This is a genomic window from Aurantiacibacter zhengii (assembly GCF_003584125.1).
Taxonomy (GTDB): domain Bacteria; phylum Pseudomonadota; class Alphaproteobacteria; order Sphingomonadales; family Sphingomonadaceae; genus Alteraurantiacibacter; species Alteraurantiacibacter zhengii.
In genome coordinates this window covers 478,975-502,002 of sequence record NZ_QXFL01000003.1, presented here as the reverse complement: position 1 = coordinate 502,002, position 23,028 = coordinate 478,975, and the positions used below count along the sequence as shown (strand labels likewise).

General features: G+C 60.0%; 17 protein-coding genes and 5 pseudogenes. 17 read left to right on the top strand and 5 right to left on the bottom strand.

Features of this window, described 5'->3' with window-relative positions; translation table 11 throughout:
- Positions 1-212: 212 nt before the first annotated feature.
- From D2V07_RS19120 to D2V07_RS09415, 7 genes and pseudogenes are all read left to right on the top strand, one after another.
- A pseudogene (locus tag D2V07_RS19120) lies at positions 213-321 on the top strand (transposase); the annotation flags it as partial.
- A 74-nt stretch (positions 322-395) separates the two neighbouring features.
- Positions 396-1,175, top strand: a pseudogene (locus tag D2V07_RS19210) (IS5 family transposase).
- Positions 1,176-1,608, top strand: a pseudogene (locus D2V07_RS09440) (IS3 family transposase); the annotation flags it as partial.
- 464 nt (positions 1,609-2,072) lie between these two features.
- Positions 2,073-3,074, top strand: a complete 1,002-nt coding sequence (locus D2V07_RS09435; RefSeq protein WP_233548325.1) for an alpha/beta fold hydrolase — start codon at positions 2,073-2,075, stop codon at positions 3,072-3,074.
- Between the two features lie 477 nt (positions 3,075-3,551).
- Complete coding sequence (locus D2V07_RS09425; protein ID WP_119586694.1) at positions 3,552-3,791, top strand: hypothetical protein; 240 nt, start codon at positions 3,552-3,554, stop codon at positions 3,789-3,791.
- Between the two features lie 359 nt (positions 3,792-4,150).
- Positions 4,151-4,741: a DDE-type integrase/transposase/recombinase gene (locus D2V07_RS19115; protein ID WP_119586693.1), complete on the top strand. Its 591-nt coding sequence runs from the start codon at positions 4,151-4,153 to the stop codon at positions 4,739-4,741.
- A 127-nt stretch (positions 4,742-4,868) separates the two neighbouring features.
- A pseudogene (locus D2V07_RS09415) lies at positions 4,869-5,954 on the top strand (IS3 family transposase); the annotation flags it as partial.
- Between the two features lie 252 nt (positions 5,955-6,206).
- Here the strand turns inward: D2V07_RS09415 and D2V07_RS09410 are convergent.
- Together D2V07_RS09410 and D2V07_RS09405 are read right to left on the bottom strand one after the other, a co-directional pair.
- Positions 6,207-6,851 (bottom strand): TetR/AcrR family transcriptional regulator, encoded by a 645-nt coding sequence (locus D2V07_RS09410; protein WP_119586692.1) that lies wholly within the window; start codon positions 6,849-6,851, stop codon positions 6,207-6,209.
- A 51-nt stretch (positions 6,852-6,902) separates the two neighbouring features.
- Positions 6,903-8,036: pseudogene (locus D2V07_RS09405) on the bottom strand (IS3 family transposase).
- 213 nt (positions 8,037-8,249) lie between these two features.
- On the opposite strand from D2V07_RS09405, the gene D2V07_RS09400 reads away from it, so the two are divergent.
- From D2V07_RS09400 to D2V07_RS09390, 3 genes are read left to right on the top strand one after another with little or no spacing between them, the layout of a single operon-like run.
- A complete protein-coding gene (locus D2V07_RS09400; RefSeq protein ID WP_119586691.1) occupies positions 8,250-9,377 on the top strand; it encodes an HlyD family secretion protein in 1,128 nt (375 codons plus the stop codon).
- A gap of 3 nt (positions 9,378-9,380) precedes the next feature.
- Positions 9,381-10,934, top strand: a complete 1,554-nt coding sequence (locus D2V07_RS09395; RefSeq protein ID WP_119586690.1) for a DHA2 family efflux MFS transporter permease subunit — start codon at positions 9,381-9,383, stop codon at positions 10,932-10,934.
- A gap of 7 nt (positions 10,935-10,941) precedes the next feature.
- Positions 10,942-12,387: an efflux transporter outer membrane subunit gene (locus D2V07_RS09390; RefSeq protein WP_407641591.1), complete on the top strand. Its 1,446-nt coding sequence runs from the start codon at positions 10,942-10,944 to the stop codon at positions 12,385-12,387.
- Positions 12,388-12,707: 320 nt separating this feature from the next.
- On the opposite strand, the gene D2V07_RS09385 is transcribed toward D2V07_RS09390, so the two are convergent.
- Entirely contained in the window at positions 12,708-13,331 is a 624-nt protein-coding gene (locus D2V07_RS09385) for a TetR/AcrR family transcriptional regulator (RefSeq protein WP_158586793.1), read from the bottom strand.
- A gap of 220 nt (positions 13,332-13,551) precedes the next feature.
- Between D2V07_RS09385 and D2V07_RS09380 the strand changes: the two genes are divergently transcribed.
- The 5 genes from D2V07_RS09380 to D2V07_RS09360 all read left to right on the top strand — a co-directional run bounded on the left by D2V07_RS09380 (position 13,552) and on the right by D2V07_RS09360 (position 21,285).
- Positions 13,552-15,048, top strand: coding sequence for an efflux transporter outer membrane subunit (locus D2V07_RS09380; protein WP_159456623.1), 1,497 nt, complete (start codon positions 13,552-13,554; stop codon positions 15,046-15,048).
- A 64-nt stretch (positions 15,049-15,112) separates the two neighbouring features.
- On the top strand, positions 15,113-16,180 hold the full coding sequence (locus D2V07_RS09375) for an efflux RND transporter periplasmic adaptor subunit (protein ID WP_158586791.1): 1,068 nt from the start codon (positions 15,113-15,115) through the stop codon (positions 16,178-16,180).
- Positions 16,177-19,284 carry an efflux RND transporter permease subunit gene (locus tag D2V07_RS09370; protein WP_119586688.1) on the top strand — a complete coding sequence of 1,036 codons (3,108 nt, stop codon included), beginning with the start codon at positions 16,177-16,179 and terminating at the stop codon, positions 19,282-19,284. The genes D2V07_RS09375 and D2V07_RS09370 overlap by 4 nt, the downstream gene beginning before the upstream one ends.
- A 535-nt stretch (positions 19,285-19,819) precedes the next feature.
- Positions 19,820-20,716 carry an IS481 family transposase gene (locus D2V07_RS09365; protein ID WP_199698768.1) on the top strand — a complete coding sequence of 299 codons (897 nt, stop codon included), beginning with the start codon at positions 19,820-19,822 and terminating at the stop codon, positions 20,714-20,716.
- Positions 20,717-20,811: 95 nt separating this feature from the next.
- Positions 20,812-21,285, top strand: a complete 474-nt coding sequence (locus D2V07_RS09360; protein WP_119586686.1) for a hypothetical protein — start codon at positions 20,812-20,814, stop codon at positions 21,283-21,285.
- Positions 21,286-21,287: 2 nt separating this feature from the next.
- Here D2V07_RS09360 and D2V07_RS09355 read toward each other — a convergent pair whose 3' ends face one another.
- Positions 21,288-21,518: a helix-turn-helix transcriptional regulator gene (locus D2V07_RS09355; protein WP_119586685.1), complete on the bottom strand. Its 231-nt coding sequence runs from the start codon at positions 21,516-21,518 to the stop codon at positions 21,288-21,290.
- A complete protein-coding gene (locus D2V07_RS09350) occupies positions 21,511-21,993 on the bottom strand; it encodes a hypothetical protein (RefSeq protein ID WP_233548324.1) in 483 nt (160 codons plus the stop codon). The genes D2V07_RS09355 and D2V07_RS09350 overlap by 8 nt, the downstream gene beginning before the upstream one ends.
- A gap of 375 nt (positions 21,994-22,368) precedes the next feature.
- On the opposite strand from D2V07_RS09350, the gene D2V07_RS09345 reads away from it, so the two are divergent.
- Positions 22,369-22,701, top strand: a complete 333-nt coding sequence (locus tag D2V07_RS09345) for a hypothetical protein (protein ID WP_119586683.1) — start codon at positions 22,369-22,371, stop codon at positions 22,699-22,701.
- Positions 22,702-22,732: 31 nt separating this feature from the next.
- Entirely contained in the window at positions 22,733-23,020 is a 288-nt protein-coding gene (traL, locus tag D2V07_RS09340; RefSeq protein WP_119586682.1) for a type IV conjugative transfer system protein TraL, read from the top strand.
- The last annotated feature ends 8 nt before the right edge of the window (positions 23,021-23,028 follow it).

Sequence of the window (23,028 nt, the reverse complement as noted above, 5' to 3'; positions counted from 1 at the left end):
AAGGTTAAGACCAGCCAATCTCCCGCTGCCTGCGCCCATCAGAATTGGAGTTGGCGCCCTCTGACATCACAACCCCGCGTCGGACCGCTCGGGTGTGGAGTTTTCCTGAAGTTGACTTGCTCCCCTGAACAGACGGGTTCTTGCTAGATTCTTACGCAAAGAAGTCGGACGAGAATGAAGCGAAACTGGTCCAGCGATGAACAGATCATCGCGGTTTGAAGCTGGGATGCCGCCGTTACGGGGGTAAGCTCCGCCACGTTCTACAAGTGGAAGTCGAAGTTCGCTGGACTGGGGGTATCCGATGCCTGTCGGCTGCGGACTTAGAGGCCGTGTTGACAAAAGGGATCCCCATTTGCTCCGAGTTCTGATTTAAGACTGCTTGTTGTTAAGCAGTCATGGGTCGCGGAGACTTGTCGGATGCGGAGTGGGAGCTGATCGGGCCGTTGCTGCCGCCTGAGCGTGGTCGCTGGGCACGACCGGCGGGCGATAACCGGTGCTTCCTCAATGGCATGCTCCACTTGCTGAGTGTTGGCTGCCCCTGGCGCGACATGCATGTGCGCTATGGCAAATGGAACTCGGTCTATGTCCGGTTCAGGCGGTGGGCTGAACAGGGCGTATGGGATGCCCTTCTGCAAACGCTGGTCGATCTTGGTCTGACCGACGACTGGCAGCACATGATCGACAGCACCAGCGTTCGCGGCCACGTCTCGGCTGCGGGCGGAAAAGGGGGGCTTGTGCGAACCCTCTTGGTCGAACGCGCGGCGGCCTAACGAGCAAAATCCACGCCCGGTGCGACAATCAGAGATTGTCTCTCAGCTTCATCCTGACCGGCGGCGAGGCCTCCGATTACACCGCTGCGAGCCGCTGATGGATAACCCCATCGCCACGCCCAGGGCGCTGCTGGCTGACAAAGGCTATGACGGTGATCGCTTCCGGGAGGCTTGCTGATCCGTGGTATCCTGCCGATCATCCCACCCCGCTCGAACCGCAAGATGCCCGAGCATCCCGACTATCGCCGCTATCGAGATCGCAACTGCGTCGAGCGCATGTTCGGTAAGCTCAAGCAACAGCGGCGCATCGCCACCCGGTACGACAAGACGGACCTCTCGTTTGACAGCTTCCTCAACCTCGCCGCCGCGCGCCTATGGCTGAAATCTTTTATCAACACGGCCTAGGACGAGAACAGCCGGCTGAAGAAGCTGCTGGCCGAAGCATTGCTCGACAACGTGGTGCTGAAGGATCTGGCACCAAAAATTGGTAACGCCCGGCGCGAAGCGGGAAGCCGTCGTCCATGCCCGTGAGGAGCATGGGCTGAGCGAGCGTCGGGCGTGCCGTCTGGTTGGCGTGAGCCGCACGGTGATCCGTTACGAGCCGGCGAGGCCGGATGACGGGGCACTGCGGGAACGGTTGCGCGAGCAGGCGGCGGAACGTCGCCGGTTCGGCTATCGCCGCCTGGGCTACCTGCTGGCGCGGGAAGGCATGCGACCGAACCACAAGATGCTGCTGCGCATCTACCGTGAGGAAGGGCTTCGGGTCCGTCGCCGTGGCGTTCGCAAAAGGGGACTGGGCACGCGCAGACCAATGGTATTTCCGGACGGACCGAACGAGTGACGTTCGCTCGACTTCGTTCAGAATCAGTCGGCGACGGGTCATAAGCTCTGCGCATTTTGATGCAACAGCGGTGGAATGCACACCGACTCCTCTAGCGTATCACTGGAATAACGTCTCGCCTTGCGCTCACTAGCGGCGAGTTCGCCTAGGGAGGCTTCGGTCCATATCCATCCAAAGATTGAAATTTTGCGCCAAGACGGAAGCAATACATCGTTATCTCGAAGACGTTTCCGAAAGGGTATTTCAAGGACGCGTCGCCATCGGTCCGCAAACTATAGGCAAACTATAGAAAGCGGGCGGTTGACTCACGTGCGTTGGTCGAAAGAGCCCTCTGCTGGATCTCGCGTGTCGCCATTTAACTAAAATGCCACGATATTGCATACTCGTGCGTATTGACATTATGCCCCGACCTCTACACCTACGGGGGAATATTTCGACGAAATGCTGCTTGGGAGAGGGGTATGGCCTCAGGTATTGGAGACAAGGCCGAAATGAGTAAATTGACTGCAATCCAGGACGGTTCAACAGATATCGATCCGGTATGGGCTGGCGGAGGGGCGCATATTCCCGATTGGTTTTCCTGGGCGATGAGTGTGCCCCGTGAGGAAGGCTTCGTAGAGGTTGATGGCGCGCGTGTACATTATCTTCGCTGGGGTAGGCGTGGCCGGGCCAAATTGCTCATGTCGCACGGGTTTCTCGCCCATGCCCGCTGCTTTGCCTTCATCGCACCATACCTTGCCCAAGATTACGATGTGGTGGCTTTTGATCTGGCCGGTATGGGCGATAGCGAGATGCGTGGCGTCGCTGATGAAGCTGCGCGGGGAAAGGAATTCGCCGAAATCAGCGAAGCGCTCGATCTGCGCGCAGACGGAGCCAACCCGGTGATCATCGCCCACAGCTTCGGCGCGCGTGCAGCACTTACGGCTGTTTCTCAAACGCCGGACGCCTTCGCAGGCGTTATTGTCTGCGATCTCATGGTAATGCGGCCACAAAAACTCGAGGAATACTGGACTATGGGTCTGTGGAGCCCAGGGTCGGGTAATCCAGATAAACCGGTCCGACGCTATCCCAGTTATGCAGCGGCGCGCGAGAGGTATATCCTGGCACCGCCGCAACCGGTTGGTGAGCCTTTCTTATTGGACTACATGGCTTTTCACTCTCTCCGCCGCGATGGCGAAGAATGGGCATGGAAGTTTTCTCCGGAGGTCTTCCGTCGCGACAATAACTCCGACGAATGGCTGAGCGTGGGCAGGAAACTGGTTGATGCGCCCGGTCGCAAAGCAGTTATACACGGTGAAAAGAGTCAACTTTTCGATCGAGATTCTGCTTGTTATATCCGTGAGCTAGGAGGGGGGGATATTCCAATTGTCGCGGTGCCTAACGCGCGCCATCATCTCATGCTTGATCAGCCCCTCGCATTTGTTGCTGCGCTTCGCGCGGTTTTGGCATTTTGGAACATTTGAGACCTCCCCATGCCAAAGGCTAAGCGGTAAACTGAACGGCCTCGAGGCTTTTGGTTCTTTTTGATGCAGGCTTTCCTTTGCGAGGGAGGCATGACGCCAGGCGGTGATACCAACTGACCGGCATGGAATGGTCATTCGTTGAGCCGCTTTTGCCCTCCTAGCTAAGTAGCTTCCCGCGAGTTGACGACCGGAAGGTATTGAACGGCATGCTATTGCGTATTAACACTAGCACATCGGCGGCAAAGATACCCGAACGCTATGGACCATTGTCGACCAGCTACGCTCCGTTCGACTGCTGACGCGAGGCTTGGGTGTGGGACTACCTGCGTTCTGTGGCTTCAGCTACTTCTTGACGTGCTCCTCTGAGAAGAAGGGCCATCTGTCCCGAGGAGGGTACCCTTTTGCATCCTCGAAACAGTGACACTGCACCTGCCGAGATCGCGCTTGGAGTCTGGGTGGGCGCGGCCCGGTTGGCACATGACCGGTAAGCTCAAGAAGCCTGCCAACATCAGCATTGTCGCGCTATCGGCCAAGTGCCTCGAGTTGAACCCGATCGAGAACGTCTGGCAATTCATGCGCGACAACTGGCCCTCCAACCGCATCTTCACCTTTCACGACAACATCGTCGGCCATTGCTGCGAGGCCTGGAACAAGCTCGTCGATCAGTCGTGGCGCATCATGACCACCGGTCGCCACCAAAGGGCCCGTAGGTTCTGATCAGTGCACGTTGGCACTACGCATAGGAGTCGGACGAAAATGAAACGAAGCAGGTTGAGCGAAGAGCGGACCATCGCGCTTTTGAAGGAGAAGGAGGCTGGCATGCCGAGGTCTGGAGGTGTAAGATGCCAGGCGGGAGCGCACGCTCGAGCAGGAGAACGGCCGGCTGTAGAAACTGCTGGCCGAGGCGATGCTGGACAATATTATGCCGGAGGACTGGCATCAAAAAATGGTACCGCCCGGCGCTAGCCGGGAAGCCGTCGCCCACGCCCCTGAACAGCACGGGCTGAGCGAGCGTCGGGCGTGCAGTCTGGTTCGCGTAAGCCGCAATGTGATCCGTTACGAGCCAACGAGGCCGGATGACGGGGTGCTGCAGCAACGGTTGCGGGAGCCGATGGAGGAACGTAGCCGTTTGGGCTACCTGCTGGCGCGGGAAGGCATCAGGTCCAACCACAAGAGTTGCTGCGCATCTAACACGAGGAAGGGCTGCGCGTGCGTCGCCTTGGCGTTCGCAAACGGGAACTGGGCACGCGCAGACCAATGGTATTTCCGGACGGACCGAACGAGTGTCGTTCGCTCGACTTCGTATCCGACAGTCTGGTCTGCGGGCGCCGAGTCCGCATCTTGTGCGTAGTGACGAATTCTCGCGAGAATGCCTAGCGCTGGTAATCGACACATCGCTCTCAGGCGCACTGGCGACCAGAGGACTGACCAGCCAGATCGGAGTGCGTGGCAAACCACACACCTTGGTCAGCGACAATAGCACCGAACTGACCTCTTCCGCCGTCTTGCGCTGGTCGCAGGAGCGACGCGTTGAGTGGCACTGTATCGCGCCAGGGAAGCCGATCCAGAACGGCTTCTTGGAGAGCTACAACGGCCGCTTGTGGGATGAAAGCTGCTTCGCCTCGCTGGCGCACGCCAGGCTGCGTGCTGGCTGCCTAGCAGTATGACTACAACCACGTCACACCAACTCGAACTGTGAGAGAAGAACTCCGCTGCTCTGCCCCCTGAATTCTGGACCGTTACGAGTTAGAGTTTTCCGCCGTAGACATCCTTGGCTGGGCGAGGAGTTGCAGCATGAAAGCATCGAAGTTCATGGACGCGCAGAAGGCGTTCGTCATCAAGCTGGGTGAGAAAGGCACGGCGGTGGCGGAGATCTGCCGCAAGGCAGGTATCAGCCATGCGACCTACTTCGACTGGTAGAAGAAGTACGCGGGGCTAATGCCGTCGGAGATGCGGCTGCGTGATCTGGAAGACGAGAACGGACGGTTGAAGAAAATCGTCGCCGATCTGACTCTGGATCGCGAGATGTTGCAGGATGTCATCCGCCGAAAGCTCTGAGGCCGGATTGGAAGCGCGAGCTGTTCGACGGGATGTTGACGGACTGGGACGTGTCGATCCGGAGGGCCTGTCGGGCATTTCCGTTTGACACTTCCAGTTATCACTACCACCCCCCCGAACCGATCCGACCTTTCTGATAAAGCACATCAAGGAAATCTGCGAGACGCACGTCCGCTACGCCTACCAGCAGGTGCACTGCATCCTGCGCCGGGATGTTTGGGCTGTGAACATGAAGAAGATCTACTGGCTTTACAGGGAGTTGGGCCTGCAACTCAGGAACAAGACGCCAAAGCGGCGGGTGGAGGCGAAGCTACGCGAAGATCGTGCACCGACGATCCGGCCAAACGATGTCTGGGCCATGGACTTCGTGCACGACCAGCTAGCGACGGGGCGCAAGCTGCGCATCTTGACGGTGGTTGATACCTACTTTCGGCTATCGCCGGTGATTGATCCCCGGTTCAGCTATCGCGGTGAGGACGTGGTTGCCACACTGGATCATGCCTGTCGGAAGATCGGCTACCCCAAGACGATCAGGGTGGACAATAGCAGCGAGTTTATCTCTCGGGACATGGATCTGTGGGCTTACCAGCGCGGTGTGATCCTCGACTTCTCCCACCCAGCAAGCCCCCAGACAATGCGTTCAACGAAGCGTTCGACAGCAAGCTGCGCAGTGAGTGCCTGAACGCCCGCTGGTTCTTGTCGCGGCAAGATGCATGCGAAAAGCTGGAGGCCTGGCGTAGACACTACAACGAAGAGCACCATGCGATCGGGAATATCCCCCCGATCATGCTGGCAAACTCAGCCGGTAAAACCAGCCCACCGGATCTGGGAAAGGCGGAAACCCCAGACCCAAGTGGTCCGACGTTGGGTAGCAGTGCACCGCCGAGATCGCCGGCGAAGTGTCGGGGGCATAGCCCAGTCAAGTGGCCATCCCATCATACATCAATCATGAAGGAACATGGCTCTACCTCTGAGTGGTAACAATCAAGGGAACACGTCACGCTTCTCAGATTGGAGAGCCACAATACTTAAAACGAATTCCCGCGGCAATCCGCAGGTCAGGTCCAATCATAATCAGTTCTTCTGGCAAATGAATTGCGTAATGATTGCTCGTAAATATTCCGAACGATCCCGGTTTGGCTGAGAGCGTAATAGAACGTTTATTCCAGTGAGCTGAGCAAGGGCGAGCGTTGCGGTTTGACGCGCCTCGAGTTCGCTGTGGCCAAGTTCGATATAAGCATCTGCTAAGAAGCTGATCCTTTCCTGATCAACGCGTTGCGTAATTTCTGTAGCAAGGGTTGAAATCCTAGCCCATTCTTGCAAGGCCCGCTCGACTGCCCCCCCGGGGACATCGTATCTTATATTCAAAGCTAGCTTATATACATATCTTAGGCGATCCCGAGGATCGTCAAAATTTCGTTTGGCCGCTTGGCTGATCAATCTGGTTGCTGAATCGTACCAATAGACCAGCGCTTCCCTTATTAACTCCTGTTTGTCCTTAAAATGCCAATAAAAACTTCCCTTAGTGACACCTAATTCACGGGCAAGTAATTCTACCTGAATACTTGCGACACCAACTTCGCCAATTTTTTCCAGTGTCTTTTCCATCCAGACAGCCTTGCTGAGACGCTGTTTATTATTTGATCGCTCAATAGTTCTTGGCATAAGTACCCCTACTTCATTCATCAGATAAAATCCGAACTTGTCCCGATACACCATGACAACCGTATTTCAATCTACCCGTTTATCGACCCGATAGCCCCTAGTTTTCTAGACGCCCTCGGCGCTCATCATCTGCTGCCGTTCGAACTCTACGGGTGACAGCATCCCGTTTCTCACATGCTTGTGTATCGGGTTGTAGAACATCTCGATGTAATCGAACACATCCTGTCTGGCCTCGTCTCTTGAGCGATAGGTCCGCCGCCGGACGCGTTCGCGTTTGAGCAGGTTGAAGAAGCTCTCGACCACTGCGTTGTCATGGCAGTTGCCACGGCGGCTCATCGAGTGCTCCAGATTGTGGGCCTTCAGGAAGGACGCCCAGTCTATGCTGGTGAAATGCGATCCCTGAACCGATTGGATCAGAACCTTCCCCTTTGGCTTCCTGCGCCACACCGCCATCAGCAATGCCTGCAGGACCAGGTCGGTGGTCTGGCGGTTCTGCATCGACCAGCCCACCACGCGGCGGGAGTAAAGGTCGACCACCACCGCCAGATAGGGAAAGCCTTCTTGTGTTCTTATGTAGGTGATGTCGGTCACCCATGTCTTGGCGGGTGCCGCGACATCGAACTGGCGGGCCAGCGGTTGTCGACCACCCTAGATGGCTTGCCGCCGTAGCTGCCCGGCTTGCGCTTGTAGCGGATCCTCGCTCTCCCCGCCAGACTGGCGAGACGCGCCACGCGGTCCGGACATCAGGTCTCGCCCTGATCGAGCAGATCATCGTGCAGCTTGCTGTTGCCATAAACCTTGCCGCTGTCTTCCCACGCCTGCCGGAGCGGCTCGGTCTGCCGAGCATCTTCCTTCGCCCGTCTGCTCAACGGGTTCTTCAACCAGGCGTAGAAGCCGCTGGGCTGGATGCGAAGACACCGGCACATCGCACGCACCGAGAACAGCGCGCGATGCTCGGCTACGAACGCGTATCTCACTTTGCATCCCTGGCGAAGTACGCGGTGGCTTTTTTAGGATGTCGCGCTCCTCGGTGACCCGCGTCAGCGCGCGCTTCAGCTGACGGATCTCGCATCCTTCGACCCATCTTCGGGGCCGGCGTGCGAACTGCCGCTTCCATGCATAAAGCGAATGCTGGCTCACCCCGAGCCGCTGCGAAACCTCCGCCACTCGATAGCCACGCTCGGTGATGTGCGTCACCGCATCGTGCTTGAACTCGTCACTGAAATTAGCCTTACCCATCGTCGCCTCCTGTCCTCAAGATTGGGAAAGAAAGCGTCCATAAATCTGGAGGGCTATTCATCGGTGATGCCATTGTCGAGTGCCAGAGCGTCCTCGCCTTCCGTCATAAGGCATTCCTATCGATCGGAAAAAATAGTAAAGGACTTTCGTATTTTGTTTTGACCGCTATATCGCTCGCGCAACGGCTCAAACGATGGCGAGAAGCGAAATACCATGGCGGACGAGACAGCAGGCGTTAGCGATCAAGGCGAACGTCCGAAGGGGTTTTCCAGTCCGCGGGTCCGGCTGGGTCTGCTGATCGCCGGCATTCTGGTCCTGCTCGCCGGGGGCTACTGGTATTACAATCATCAGACGTACGGCAGATTCCAGCAGTCCACTGACAACGCTTATATTGCCGCCGACAGCGTCATCATCTCCCCCAAAATTGCTGGCTACGTCGAGCGCGTACTGGTGACGGAGAATCAAACGGTCGCGTCGGGCGATGCACTTGTCCAGCTGGACGTGCGGGATTATCGTGCCCAGACAAACCAGGCCGAAGCCCAGATTGCCGCATCGCTCGCCGGAGCAGATACGGTTCGCGCCCAGCAGCGAGAGCAGGACGCGGCTATCGCGCAGGCTCGCGCCCAACTGGCTGCGGCATCTGCGCAGGCCGATCTGGCTGCGGAGCAGGTTGCCCGTTATCGGCCCCTTGCCGCTTCGGGAGCGGAGCCGCGCGAGAGGCTCGACCAGCTGCAGGCCCAGGCCAGAGAAGCGCAGGCCCAGGTCGCAGCGGCGCGCGCCGCGCTCACGGCTGCACAGCGGCGGCAAGGCACGCTCGACGAGCAGATAGACCAGGCCAATTCGCAGGCCAACGCAGCTCGTGCGCAGCTTGAGGCCGCCCGCCTGAACCTGTCATCGACCACGCTCCGGGCCAGCATTTCCGGGCGGGTGGGTGACCTCACGGTCCGGCCCGGACAATTTGTCCAGCCCGGCCAGCGGTTGATGAGCGTAGTTCCCACCGACCGCCTCTACGCGACGGCGAATTTCAAGGAAACGCAACTCGGTCTCGTTCGCCCCGGGCAACCCGTCACCCTGGCAATCGACGCGCTGCCCGACCTCGAGTTATCGGGAAGAGTGGAAAGCATCGCCCCCGGGACCGGGGCAGAATTCTCGATCCTACCTCCGCAAAACGCGACGGGTAATTTCACCAAGATCGTTCAGCGCGTCCCGGTGCGCATATCCATTCAGGCTTCGCCCGAGATCCTGCGTCTGCTGGTGCCGGGCATGTCTGTTGTCGCGAGTGTCGATACGCGCGCCGCCAGAGACGAACTCGATTCGATCCGCAACGCGGCCGGAGACTGACCGATGGCAGGCACCGCTGGAGCGGTTTCGCCGCCGGTCGAAAAGGCCGACGCTACAGCCTGGATCGCCGTAGCCGCCGGCGCGCTGGGGGCGATGCTGGCAACGCTTGACATCTCGATCGTCAATTCGGCGCTGCCGACGATCCAGGGGGAAATCGGCGCGACCGGAACCGAGGGCACCTGGATCGCGACAGCCTTCCTTGTTGCCGAGATCATCATCATCCCTCTGAGCGCGTGGCTGGAAAGACTGCTCGGCCTTCGCACGCTGCTCATCGTCGCGGTATCTGCTTTCACGGCCTTTTCGGTGTTGTGCGGCATTGCCACCGATCTGACGACGATGATCATCGGTCGCACCGGTCAAGGGTTCATGGGCGGCGCGCTTATTCCAACCGCCATGACCATCGTCGCAAAGCGACTGCCTCCATCGCAACAGCCTATCGGCATGGCGCTCTTCGGAATGACCGTGGTTCTTGGGCCGGTAATGGGCCCGTTGGTGGGGGGCTGGCTTACCGAGAACCTGAGCTGGCACTACGCCTTCTTCGTCAACGTGCCCGTCTGCGCGTTTCTCCTTGCCTTACTATTCATCGGGCTACCCCATGAAAAGCCCGACTGGGTTTACCTGCGCGAGGCTGATTGGGCGGGAATAGCCGGTATGATCCTTGGGTTGGGTGGGCTGACCATCGTGCTGGAAGAAGGCCACCGTGAGGAGTGGTTCGATTCCACGCTGATCGTCCAGCTCACACTGATGACGGTCGTGGGTTTTGCACTTCTGACCTACGGACAGCTTTACGCGCGCAAACCGGTGCTCAATTTGCGCCTGATGCTCAGCAGGCAGTTTGCCAGTGTCGTGGTGATGGCACTGGCACTCGGCATGGTCATGTATGGCTCGACCTACGTGATCCCGCAATTTCTTGCGATAATCTCCGATTATAATGCCTTGCAGACTGGACTTGTGATCTTCTGGATGGGTGTTCCGGCCTTCCTGTTGATGCCCGTTCTTCCGTTCATGATCCGCAGGATTCACATCCGCATTGCTGTCGGCGCGGGCATGTTCATCATGGCGCTAAGCTGTTTCGTCAGCATAAGTCTGACAGCGGAATCGGGAGGTGGAGTGTTCACCGAAAGCCAGTTCCTGCGTGGCATCGGCATGATCCTCACGATGATGTTCCTCAACCAGGCGACGGTAGCTTCGGTTGCCAAGGAGGATGCCGGCGATGCTTCCGGGATCTTCAACGCGGCGCGAAACCTCGGGGGCTCGTTCGCGCTCGCGGGGCTTGCCTCGTTCCAGGACCAGCGCCTGTGGCATCATAGTCGGCGCATGGAAGAAACCCTCAACGCTAACAGCCCCCGGCTACAGGAATACCTGGACGGCATGACGGCGACGCTGGGCAGCCCACAGGCCGCGCTGGAGATGCTTTCCGGCATCATTCAGCGCGATGCGTTTGTGATGACCTACAACGATGTCTTTTTCGCCATGGGCGCGATTACCCTGGTCACGGTGCCGCTAGTACTGTTCCTCAAGCCTCTCCCGAAGAACGTATCCCTTTCGATGCACTGAGAACTCTATGCGCAAGACCCTAACCCTCCTCGCTCCCATGGCGCTCCTCGCGGGTTGCATGTCCGGTCCCGACTATGCCGGTCCCCCGCAACTTGCGACCGCCGCAGGCAATGCGTTCGTACGGGCCGGCCCCGAAATCGATCCGTTAGCGCCGATTGCCGGCGACTGGTGGACGCTGCTCGGCGATCCGGTTCTCAATGAACTGGAGGCGCGCGCGCTGGCCGGCAATCCGGGCGTGGCCGCGGCGCGCGCTCGCATCGAACAGGCAAGGGCTGCTGTCCGCCAGGAGCGCGCCAACCGGCTACCCGCCGTGGCTGCGCAGGCGACTGCGGTCCAGGCGAATATCCCAGGGCTAGATATCGGCAGCGGCCCGCCACCGGGATCGCCCGGCGCTCCTGCTGACGACGAAGAGCAGGACAGCGTCAGCGTCTACAACGTCGGGCTCAACGCAAACTGGGAGATCGATTTCGCTGGGGGGCAGGCACGGCGTGTCGAGGCCATTAACGCTCAGGCTGCGGCCTCGGTGGCGAACGCCGAGGATGCGAAAGTCCAGCTCGCCGCCGAAGTCGCGCGGGCGTATGTGAGCCTGCGAGAAGCGCAGGGGCGGCTCGAGCTTGTCGAGCGAGAACGGGAATTGCAGCAGCAGATTCTCGAACTGACCTATCAGCGCTATACACAGGGCACTCTCCCACTGTTTCCGGTCGGTGACGCGAACGCCGAGCTCGAACTGCTCAAGTCGCAGATCGCCGAAGCTCAAGCGGACATCGATGTGTTCAAGGACACTCTCGCGGTGCTGACGGGCGAAGCGCCCGGCGCACTCGACGGGCTCCTGGCGGCTCGGGCCGGAATTCCGCTTCCCCCCGAACGGGTCGCGGTGGGCGATCCCGCAGCGCTGATAGCGCGGCGGCCGGATGTTCGTGCCGCCGAACGAACGCTCGTGGCGGCGAATGCGCGCATCGGAGTGGCGGAGGCCGCTCGCTTCCCCAAGCTTTCGTTCATGGGAATTCTCGGTTTGGGCGGATCGCAGCCGGATGACATCTTTGATCTCGGTAACCTGTCGGCGATCGCCTTGCCGAGGCTACAGTGGAACCTGCTTGATTTCGGCCGCACGGCAGCATCGATCGATCAGGCCGAGAGTGCGCGCGACGAGGCCGAAGCGCGTTATGTTGAAGTGGTCCTCGGCGCACTGCGCGACGCTGAACAATCGCTTGCCCGGTTCGGGCAACAAAGAGCCAACGTAGCCGCGCTGGCGCAGGTCAGCCGGCAGGCCGACACGGCTGCGGAGCTTAACGAGCAACGCCGCGCCGCGGGGGTAATTTCGCAAGGCGAACTCAACACTTCGATCCGCAAGCGCGAACAGGCCAGAGCAAATCTCGATCGGGCGATCGCCGCCATGACGAATGGCTGGATCGCGATCCAGAAGTCCTTGGGATTGGGATGGAGGGAGCCCTGAACGGGAGGCCCTCGGCTTGGGATCGAAGGGGATCACCTTAGTACGATGAGGGAGTACATTGCGATGTCCTATAGAGAGGGGAATCGCCTTAAAGCAGGCCTTCCGCACTCGGCCCGAAATCAGCCATTGGACCAATGCAATCTCAATTTTATTAGGGCTTAGCTGCTGGCCGCGAAATCAGACAGGGTCAGCTTTCTCATCGCTTTTTAAGCAGTTGGAAAGCCGTCGAGATAGCTTTTTTCGGGACTCAAGAAAGCATCTTTACTTCCGGGAAACTAGCCAAGATCGATGCCCGCTAAGAACCCCTATTCCGTTGAAAACTAGAGCATTCGTCGTTCGTGGCGCGCATACCGTGCAAGGAACGTCCTGGCTGCCTCGGAGGCCGTAAAGCGACATTCTTCCTCGGTTGCCATTGCTGGTCCGCCGAACAACCGTGCATCGAAAATATCGGTCTTGCACAATTCGCTTAATTGTCGCGCCGCGAAGCTCGGGCGGTCGATCCGCAGTTCACCACGTTCGTGCCAGACACGAAGCAGGGACGCGATCTCGTCCGTACCGCGCCATGGACCGTTGCGAAGGAACACGTCGGCTGCGGTCTGGAACCGTTCGTTCCCGGCGATGCACATCTTGCAGAACATGAGCATGTCGTCATCGCGGCCGAACAGCCAGGTAAGTTCGAGCGCCACCTTCAGAATACCTTTCCCGGCAGGGAGGCTGGCGAACGAAGGGCTGGCGATGGTAGCACGGTTGCGGCCCAGCATGTACTCGATTGAGGCCAGGTATAGCGCGGACTTATCTTTGAAATGATTGTAGATCGTGGGTTTGGCCACACCGGCCCGACGTGCGATCGCGTCCATATTGGCGCCCTCGAACCCATCGGCGGCGAACTGTTCGACCGCGGCAGCAAGAATCTTTGCGTGAATACTGGGATGGGGCGCAGTCATTTTCGTGGCCTCGCAGTTGTTCATTAAATCGCGCTTTTCGGAAAGGTTCCGACTCTCCTTGCCCGCCGCCTTGCTATAACCCCCGGGGCGAGATGATACGCCTGAATTCGTAATGAAGGTTGAAAAGCTTATCTAGATAGTTCAGGCGAATGAACCGCTCAGTTCATTCCAGATGGGTTCAGGCAAATTGACCAGCGACAGATCCTGCCGGACACGCTTCGTGTTCGGATACCCGCCGATCTTTTTCGCCGGCATGCTGTTATCGGGATGCATGGCCGTGGGCGGCGATTATGAACGCCAGCCCCCGCCTGCCGCGCAAACCAATTGGATCGACCGCGCCAACGTAGCGGTGGCGGAGGAGGAGTTCGTCGCATGGTGGCGGGAAATTGGCGACCCGGAACTCGCTAGGCTGATCGAGGCGGCGTTGCAAGACAATCTGACGATACGCCAGGGGTTGTCGCGCATAGAGGAAGCCAATGCCCGCCGCCTTCGCGCCCGCGCTGCCCGCTATCCCTCGGTCAGTGCGGAAAGCTCGACCACCGTGCTCCAGCAAAGCCTCAACACCCAGCTTGGCCAAGCTCAGTTCCCCGGCTTCGAGCGTCAATACGAGCAATATGCTCTGGGCGCGGCATTCAACTGGCAAGTCGATCTATGGGGCCAGACACGGCGACGGATCGATGCGGCCGATGCCCGGGTGGAAGCGCTGATCGCAGCCGCCAACGGCGCGCGCCTGGCGATCGCATCGGAAACGGCGGCCACCTATTTCACCATGGCCGGCTTCCAGCAGGAGAAGCGGGCACTGCTGCTCGGGATCGAGGCGCAACGCACGCAGCTCGATCTTGCGGAAACCCGTTTGGAAGCGGGCGCCATTTCACGCGCGCAGCTGGTCCTTGTGGAAGCGGAACTCGCGCGTCTGGTGGAGCAGCTGCCAGGTGTTGAAGCGGAAATTCAGGCCAATGCGCTTGCGCTGGGCGTCCTGACCGGACGCCTGCCGGAAACCGAGATCGCCCTGGCCGATAGGGTGCCGCCGCTGCTGGAGCTGCCGGACATTCCGGTGGGAACCCGGGCGGATTTGCTCAGGCGCCGCCCCGATGTCGCCCGGCTCGAACGCGAACTCGCGGCGGAAACATTCGGGATCGGTGTCGCACGCGGGGAACTGTTCCCGCAACTGGGCCTGGATGCATCTGGGGGCTTTACCTCCATCGATCCCGGGACGATCCTGTCCGGCGACAGTACGCGCTTTACCATTGTGCCGTTCCTGTCCTGGCGCGTTTTCGATGGCGGGAGGGCGCGCGCCGACATTCGTTTGGCGCAAGCCGAAGCGCGCACCGCCGCCCTGGCCTATGTCGAAGGCACGATCACCGCGATCGAGGAGGCGGAAATCGCGATCGCGCAATACGACCTCGCACGTGAGGGGCGTCCGCTCGCGTTGCGCACGATAGAACTCGCGCAGGAAAATCTTCGTCTCGCACGGATCCGTTTCGAAGTCGGCGATATCGACCGGTTCGAATTGCAGGATGCCGAACGGACATATAGCGATGCGCTGCGCAACGGCGCGATTTCCTACCGCAATTCGACGCTCGCACTAGCGCAGCTTTACGCCGCGCTCGGCGGCGGCTGGCAAGCCGTTCCGCCTTATGTCGCTATTCCCGTTCCCGCCCCGGCACCTCCTTCGGCGGCGGCCCTGCCGTCCACGATCCTGCCTATTTCCGACTGAACAGAAAGCCGTGATGCCTCTCTTATCTCTTCGAAGATCGACCATTCTCGTCGCCATCTCACTGATGCTGGTCGCTTGCGGCAGCCAGGATGAACCCCCGCCCCCCAAGCCCGTCGCGTGGATCGAGATCGGCACCGGCTCCAACACCGACATCGCGACGAACGTTCCGGGCCGGGTGCAGGCAAGGAACCGGACGGTCCTGAGCTTCGAAGTCGGCGGCACGATCGCCAGCATGTCGGCCGACCTTGGCGACCGGGTGGCGCGCGGCAATGTGATCGCGACGCTCGACCCGGCAAGCTACCGGCTCGAAGTGGCAAGAGCGCAGGCCAATCTCGCGGAAAGCCGCGCGCGCCTCGATCAGGCGCGGCAGGACGAGCAACGTCAGGAATATCTGTACTCCGAAGGCGCAGCATCGCAGGCCCGGCTCGAGGATGCGCGAGCCCAGCTCGGCAGCCTCGGTGCGATTGCCGATGCAAACGAGGCGCAGCTGGGCGTGGCGCGCGAAGCGCTCTCGGATACGCGGATGCGTGCGCACTATTCCGGTCAGATCGCCCGCCGTCTGGTCGAGCCGGGCACCCAGGTTTCCCCGGGGCAACCGGTTTACGAACTGGACGGCAGCCAGTTGGAGGTCAGCTTCTCGGTCCCGCAACGCCAGCGCGACCGGCTGTCGGTGGGGCAGAACGTCACCGTTGCGCCCTCATCGGGCGATGGCATCACAAGCTCTGCCCGCATTACCGATATCGGCAGTAGGGCAAGCGGGCCCGGAGCGTTCGAAATCGTCGCCGCTCTGGCAGCGGCCAGCCCCGAACTGGAAGCGGGTCAGGTCGTCGAGGTCCGCCTGCCCGATCGCCCGGCGCAATCGGAGAACGGGCGGGATACCGCCCGAATCCTGGTGCCGCTGACGGCGATCATACCGGAAGATGACGATAGCGGTTACGTGTGGCGCATATTGCCGCGCACGCAACGGTTGGAAAAGGCTCCCGTCCGGTTCGGCAAGGCCAGTGGAAACGAGGTGGTGGTCCTGTCGGGCCTCTCGCGCGGCGACATGATCGTATCGAAAGGAGCAGCCTTCCTGTCCGAAGGGCAAGAGGTGAGCCGCCTCGGCGTCGGCCCACGACGCTACGCGCGATGACCACGCTTTCCGAAATCGGGTTCCGCTTCCGCCCCGCGGTACTGCTTACCATCGCGCTGGCGATGGTCTACGGTGCAGTCAGCTATTTCACCTTGCCCGCGCGGGAGGATCCCCAGATCACCATCCGCGAGGCGGTGGTCTCCACCAGCCACCCGGGTCTCTCGCCGAGCCGGGTCGAACAGCTGATTACCACTCCGCTTGCCGAAGCGATCAGGACCATCCCCGAGATAAAGGAGGTGCGTGCGACCTCAATGGAAGGTCAGTCGATCATTCACGCCGAGGCTGAATTTTCGGCGAGCGACCTCGACCAGGTCTGGGATGAATTGGCGGACAAGGTCGAGGGAACGACGCCCCTTTTGCCCGAAGGGGCGCGCATGCCCTTCATCAACGACGAATTCGGCGACGTCGCCGTGATCACCATGGCGCTGCAATCCGACAGTTTCGACATGGTCGAGTTGGGCGACCTCGCCGAACATATCCGTACCCGGCTCTACATGATCGAGGGCACGCGGGAGGTCGACGTTCTGGGCCGCCCGGATGAGCGCATTTATGTCGAGATGGACAATGCAACGCTGGCACGATTGGGTGCGCCGCTTTCTGCGGTGGCGCAGGCCCTGCGATCCCAGAACACCGTTGCGCCCGGCGGAACGATCGAAACCGGGACCCGCCGCATTGCGATCCAGCCTTCCGGATCGTTCGACAGCGTGGAGGAGATCGCCGATCTCTATTTGGAACTCGGCCCTGAGATCGGCCCGATACGGCTGGGCGATTATGCCGAAATCCGGCGCGGTTTTCTCGAACCGCCTGCTCAGACCGCCTATTTCAACGGCGAACGGGCCATCGTGTTCGCGATCTCCATGCTCGATGAAGAAAGCGTCATAAACTACGCCGGACGCGCGCGCCCTGCGATCGACGAGTTGCGCCAGGCGATGCCCGCGGGCGTCGAACTTAACGTGATGACCTGGCAGGCCGATCAGGTCGAGAACGCCGTTTATGGCGTCAGCTTCAATGTCCTGCAGACCCTGGCGCTGGTACTGGGCGTCGTCATCCTGTTCCTAGGCGTCAGAACCGGTCTGATCGTGGGCTCCATCGTGCCGGTCGTGATTCTGGTGACGCTGGGGGTGATGGGCGTGTTCGGGATCAAGCTGGAACGCATGAGCCTGGCGACGATCGTGATCTCGCTGGGACTGCTGGTCGATAACGGCATCGTCATCGCCGAGGACTTTAAGACCCGGCTGGCGCAGGGCGTGGACCGACGCGATGCGATCGGCGAAACTGGCAAAGAGCTTGCCCTCCCGCTCCTGGCATCGACGATCACAACGATTCTCGTCTTTCTGCCGCTGATGCTGGCAGAGGAAGGTTCGGGAGAATATACCCGCAGCATCTCGCTCGTCATCTTGATTTCTCTGTCTTCGTCATGGCTGATCGCGATGATGGTCACGCCCACGCTGTGCTACTGGTTCGCGCAGCCGACCGATAAGGAGACGCAAGGGAAGATCCGCCGCAAGGTGGATCAGGCGTTCGAATGGGCCAATGGCAAATACGAAGATCGTCTGCGCTGGGCGCTCGATCATCGCAAGCTGTTCATGGGCGCGATGGCCGCTGCCTTCGTCCTCGCGGGCTATTCGTTGCAATTCGTGCCGCAGCAGTTCTTTCCTGCCTCCGACCGGGCGCAGATCCTCGTCTACGCCGATATGCCGGTCGGCACTTCGAGCGCCGCGACGGACGATCAGATACAGCAGATCGCGCAATATATCGAAGATGACGAACGCTATCCCGATTTCGATAATGTCGCCGCCTATTCGGGGTTCGGTGGCCCGCGCTTCGTGCTGTCTCTCGCTCCCGTCGATCCCGCACCGAACCGCGGCTTCCTGGTCATCAACGCTGCTGATGCCGAAGCCCGCGATAAAGGCGTCCTCGCGCTTCGCAACGATCTGGCAGCCCAGTTTCCCGGTATTCGCCTGCGAATAGCGGGAATGTTTCTCGGGCCGAGCGATCCCAACATCACGCAGGTACAGGTGCGCGGGCCTGACCGGGATGTACTCCTGGAAACGGGAGACAGGCTCGCTGCCCTCCTGCGAGATGTCGAAGGCACGATCGATGTTACTTCCGATTGGGAAAACCCGTCGCTTCAATACCGGGTTTCGGTCGACCAGGCAGCGGCGCGCGCTGCGGGTGTCTCCTCGCTGGACGTTTCGCAGGCCCTTTCGGCCTACTTCGCAGGGCAACCTGCCGGCGAGTTTCGCGACGGGGACGATCTGGTTCCCATCATCTTACGCGCTCCGGAAGGCGAACGCTCCGACCCCGGGCGGATAGAGGCGGTTACGCTGACCGGCAGCGACGAGCCGGTTCAACTCGGTGAAATTGCCACCGTCACGCTGCGCCCCCAGCTCGGGCGGATACAGACAGAGGATCTGATCGAAACCCTAACCGTGGAAGCCAGACCGACCGAGGTGACGCCGCAGGATCTGGTGCCGCGAATACAGGAACAGCTCGACGAACTCGAAGCCAGCCTGCCGCCCGGTCATTTCATCGAATGGGACGGAATTATCGCACAGAGCGCGGAGGGCACCGGTGCCCTGTTCGCCAGCGTACCGGCCATGATCGGTTTGATAGTTATCATGCTGGTCGCGCTGTTCCGGGGATTTCGGCGCGCCGGCATCATTTTGCTGACCCTGCCACTCTCGGTCATCGGCGCGGCGATCGGCTTGCACGTCATGCGCGCGGATTTCGGCTTCATGGTCATTCTCGGACTGTTCGCGCTGGTGGGCATCATCATCAACAATGCCATCGTACTGGTCGACAGGTGCGATATCGAAAGGAAGGAGAAAGACGACGTGACCGATGCCGTCATCTCAGCGTCGCTAAGACGCTTTCGCCCGATCCTGATGACCAACATAACCACTGTACTGGGTTTGCTTCCGCTCATTATCGCGCAAGACGTACTGTTCTATGGCATGGCCAGCGCGATCGCCTTCGGACTTCTAGTGGGAACCATTCTTACGCTGGGCGTCGTCCCGGTTCTATATACCTGGTTCTTTGGGGGCGATGAGGAACGGGCTTCGCAGGCCACGACTGGCGAGCCCGCGGCCGATGGTGCCTGAAAGCAAGGCCGTATCGCTGAGTTCCTTGCCACTGCTTATGTGGTACACAAAGGTAGATAACTATTCGATCGACGACAGGGCGAGTAATTTCAGAACCTTTAGCTTCCATTGCAACAGCCACCGGATAGCGGCTGTCGGCATGTCTGGCCTTCACTCCGCCGGAGCCCCAGTTCGTCCGGAGCGCGCCTGAAACTGCATCGCTCCGCGATTTCAATGTGCTGCGCTGTGATAGCCGCAGGTATTTCGCCTGAACTCGAATCGCCCGAACTCGCTCGAAATCTGCCGCCCGCTTTCGCGGCGGCCGGCACCGAGAACGGCGGTCTGTCGGTGAATGTCAGCTGGGAAACCGATCTGTTTGGCACCCTCCTCCGCCGCGCGCAGAGAGTTCCTTACCAGCGAAGCGAACCTGAGAGCCGCGCGACAGTCCCGCGCACAACGCAGCGTTTTGACCGGCCTTTTCTTGAACGCTTTGTAGCCATGCTGGGACTCGCGAGACACCTTTATGATTGCCCTGATCGGGCAGGAGGTGTTTCGAATGACGAAAGAAGAACAGCGCGAGATCCAGCGTAAGCTGCGAGTGCTCCGGCACGCCGAGCGTACCGGCCAGGTGGCGAAGACCTGCCGCTACTTTGGCATTGGCCGGGCCAGCTTCTACAGATGGAGGCGCGCCTATAAGCGCAAGGGGGAAGCTGGGCTGGCCAATGCCAAACCCATTCCAAAATCATCGCCCCACCAGACACCGCTAGAGGTCGAGGAGAAGGTTCTCCATCTGCGACGGAAGTACCACCTCGGGCCCGAGCGGATCATGTGGTACATGGCGCGCTACCATGGCGTCAGCATCTCCGATGCAACCGTCTATCGCATCCTCAGGCGCCATGGTCTGAACCGGCTGCCACGCGGCACGCGTGTCCGCAAAATCCATACCAAGCGCTACAACAAGCAGGTGCCGGGCCACCACATCCAGATGGATGTCAAGTTCCTGACGCTAATCGGAAAAGGCGGCAAGAAGGTGCGCCGCTTCCAGTATACCGCTATCGACGACGCAACCCGCGTGCGCGCCCTCAAAGTCTACAAGCGGCACACCCAGGCCAATGCAATCGCCTTCGTCAATGATATCATCGACAAGTTCCCCTTCCGCATCCGGGAAATACGCACCGACAATGGGCATGAGTTCCAGGCGAAGTTCCATTGGCATGTCGAGGACCTCGGGATCCGCCACGCCTACATCAAACCAAGCTCGCCTCAGCTGAATGGCAAGGTCGAAAGATCGCATCGCTCAGACAGTCAGGAGTTTTATCAGCTGCTCACCTACAAGGGTGATGTCGATCTCGAAGAACGCCTCGACGAATGGGAGCGCTTCTACAACTTCCACAGAACGCATGGCGCCTTCAACGGCAAAACGCCTCACGAAGCTCTACGCGAGAAGCTATAGTACAAGTCCAACCGTGTCTCGCCAGTCACCCGATGTTACAACGAGGGATTGACCCGCAATCAATTTGCGAAGCTGAATTCGTTCAGGAGTATTACATGCAGTGGCCGACCATCGCTGCCTATCCGACCGGGCTCAGGAAGATCGGCAGACTTCATCTGGAATGCAACGCCGGGATCGAGATTTCGGATGGAGTTACAGAGATCGGCGAAATCGATGTCTCCGATCATCCTGTCGTGAAATTGCCCGCCAGCTTACGAACGGTCGGAACCTTGGATGCCTCCTACGACGGATACGTCGAACTTCCGGAAGGCGTCGAAACGGTCGAAAGCATAAGGCTCTATCTCGACTCGGTTGTGCACCTTCCAAACTCGATCCGCAGGGTCGGTAGCATCAACACAGAGGTGGAATCGCACATCGACGATGTAGGCGTAGACGACGAAGATGAATTTTGGGAAGGGGTTGAGCAACAGGAGACCGAGGGTGTGAAGGATTACCCGTTCTATGACTCCTTCGTCTCCTACAACGGTCGCTGCCTCATCAAGGCGAGGCAAGAGCTTACCTTCGATTGAATTCAGGCCTGTTGAGGCTCACCGAGCCTGCCTGATATCCACTCTTCGACCTCGTCTTCGGCCCAAGCGACCGAGTACCCCCCCAGCTGCACCGGTTTCGGAAACTTACCCTCGCTCATCCAGCGATAGATCGTCGAACGGCCTAGGCCGACACGGTGTTGCACTTCCGGCAGGCGAATGAGCCGCGTCACCCGGCGGGTCTCGGTCGCTCCTTTGTCTACCTCCTCACCCACGATGGTCTCCCTCGGACCCGGTAAAGATGTCGCCAAGCAAGGCGTCCTTGCGTTCGAGCTCATCGATATGGTCGGAGAGCAGGCGGGCGACACGATGTGCCGTGCCCTTGGCCCAGCGCGGCTTCACAGCGTGAACCTGGTTGCCGAGGACACGCTCGAGCGCCGAAGGCAGTTCGCCGGAAAAGTCCTCGAAGAATTGCGCGAGGTCCGATTGCAGCCATTCGATCGCGTGATCGCCGCTGCTGACGAGGAACAAAAGCAGGTGTGCGTGCGGCGCGACGCCGCTCGCGGCAAGAATACGCAAGGCTTCACCGAGGCTGGCCGAGCGTTCGCCGGCAAGGACGCGGCGCAGGGCATCCTTATGGATCTGCGCATCGCGCGCGATGTCGCAGCGGGCACGACCGCTGGCTTCGACGGCCGCCAAAAGCAGCCGGGCGAGGTCGGCGCGAACCTGTTGTTCGGCAAAGAGAGCCATGTTGGTCATCGACGAATCCTTATCTCTAGAAGTTATCGACTCCCCGGCTAACCTCAAAGGAAGACTGTAGGAAAACGAAAAGAACAATAAGAGAACATAGAGGAAAGAGCGAATCGGCTTCCTTCCATGATTCGCGCGAATTTCGGCCGCGTTCGCGCGTATCGCGGCTCTCTTCGCTCAGAAGCTGGCACAGTCAGCGCTGCTGCGCGATCAGCCCGCGCGAATCCCGTCCATCGCACCTTCCGATGTCGCTTTTTGCTTGGTCGACGGCCCCAATTTCCAGTTCCCGATTTCCTACAGCCCGGCTCCGGGGAGAGGAAAGAACATACAGCGAACGCATCGCTGCTGATGTTCAATCCCTCGGAGTTTTCATCCATGACCACCAAGACTGCCCTTTCGGTCCAGCAGCGCACGCCCAACCGGGCTCGTGGCCGCGACTACATTCTTCCCGCCTGCGTGGCGCTGGCCTGCGCAGGTGCCGCCTTTGCCGGTGCCGACACCACCTTCGACCCCGCGCTGACCAAGTTCACCGACTTTCTCGAAGGCTCGGGCGGCAAGATCATCACCGTACTCAGCCTCGCGGGCGGTCTGATCGGTCTCGCCTCCGGGCGCTTTTCGCTCGGCCAGGTCGCAGTCCCGGTCGGCGTCGGGATCGGTGTCGGCACCGGCGTGCCGATCGTCACCTCGGTCGTGACCGCGGTCATCTGATCAGCGGATCCGGTCACGACAGGAGGGCAGCATGGCCGACAGGTACCTCGTTCCACGGCGGCTCGACGACCCGGAGCTCATCGGCTTCTGGACCATCGACGAGTTTGCAGGGATTCTCCTTCCCTTCGCCTGGGGCATTCTCTCGCAGCATATCTTCATCGGTATCGGCCTGGCCGCCGGGGCCTGGCTTGCCTTGCGGAAGGCAAAGGCACGCGGCGCCGGTTCGGCACTGGTGCATGCTGCGTACTGGTGCCTGCCCGGGAGCTTTCTCGGGCTGAAAGCCACGCCGCCCTCCCACTGCCGCCTGTTGGCGGGCTGAGGGAGGCG

Coding starts and splice junctions, on each gene's coding strand:
- D2V07_RS09370 (WP_119586688.1), top strand. CDS start 16,177: ATGACCACGCTTTCCGAAATCGGGTTCCGCTTCCGCCCCGCGGTACTG.
- D2V07_RS09375 (WP_158586791.1), top strand. CDS start 15,113: ATGCTGGTCGCTTGCGGCAGCCAGGATGAACCCCCGCCCCCCAAGCCC.
- D2V07_RS09385 (WP_158586793.1), bottom strand. CDS start 13,331: ATGACTGCGCCCCATCCCAGTATTCACGCAAAGATTCTTGCTGCCGCG.
- D2V07_RS09365 (WP_199698768.1), top strand. CDS start 19,820: ATGACGAAAGAAGAACAGCGCGAGATCCAGCGTAAGCTGCGAGTGCTC.
- D2V07_RS09360 (WP_119586686.1), top strand. CDS start 20,812: ATGCAGTGGCCGACCATCGCTGCCTATCCGACCGGGCTCAGGAAGATC.
- D2V07_RS09410 (WP_119586692.1), bottom strand. CDS start 6,851: ATGGTGTATCGGGACAAGTTCGGATTTTATCTGATGAATGAAGTAGGG.
- D2V07_RS09435 (WP_233548325.1), top strand. CDS start 2,073: ATGGCCTCAGGTATTGGAGACAAGGCCGAAATGAGTAAATTGACTGCA.
- D2V07_RS19115 (WP_119586693.1), top strand. CDS start 4,151: ATGACGGGGTGCTGCAGCAACGGTTGCGGGAGCCGATGGAGGAACGTA.
- D2V07_RS09350 (WP_233548324.1), bottom strand. CDS start 21,993: ATGGCTCTCTTTGCCGAACAACAGGTTCGCGCCGACCTCGCCCGGCTG.
- D2V07_RS09395 (WP_119586690.1), top strand. CDS start 9,381: ATGGCAGGCACCGCTGGAGCGGTTTCGCCGCCGGTCGAAAAGGCCGAC.
- D2V07_RS09400 (WP_119586691.1), top strand. CDS start 8,250: ATGGCGGACGAGACAGCAGGCGTTAGCGATCAAGGCGAACGTCCGAAG.
- D2V07_RS09390 (WP_407641591.1), top strand. CDS start 10,942: ATGCGCAAGACCCTAACCCTCCTCGCTCCCATGGCGCTCCTCGCGGGT.
- traL (WP_119586682.1), top strand. CDS start 22,733: ATGGCCGACAGGTACCTCGTTCCACGGCGGCTCGACGACCCGGAGCTC.
- D2V07_RS09425 (WP_119586694.1), top strand. CDS start 3,552: ATGACCGGTAAGCTCAAGAAGCCTGCCAACATCAGCATTGTCGCGCTA.
- D2V07_RS09345 (WP_119586683.1), top strand. CDS start 22,369: ATGACCACCAAGACTGCCCTTTCGGTCCAGCAGCGCACGCCCAACCGG.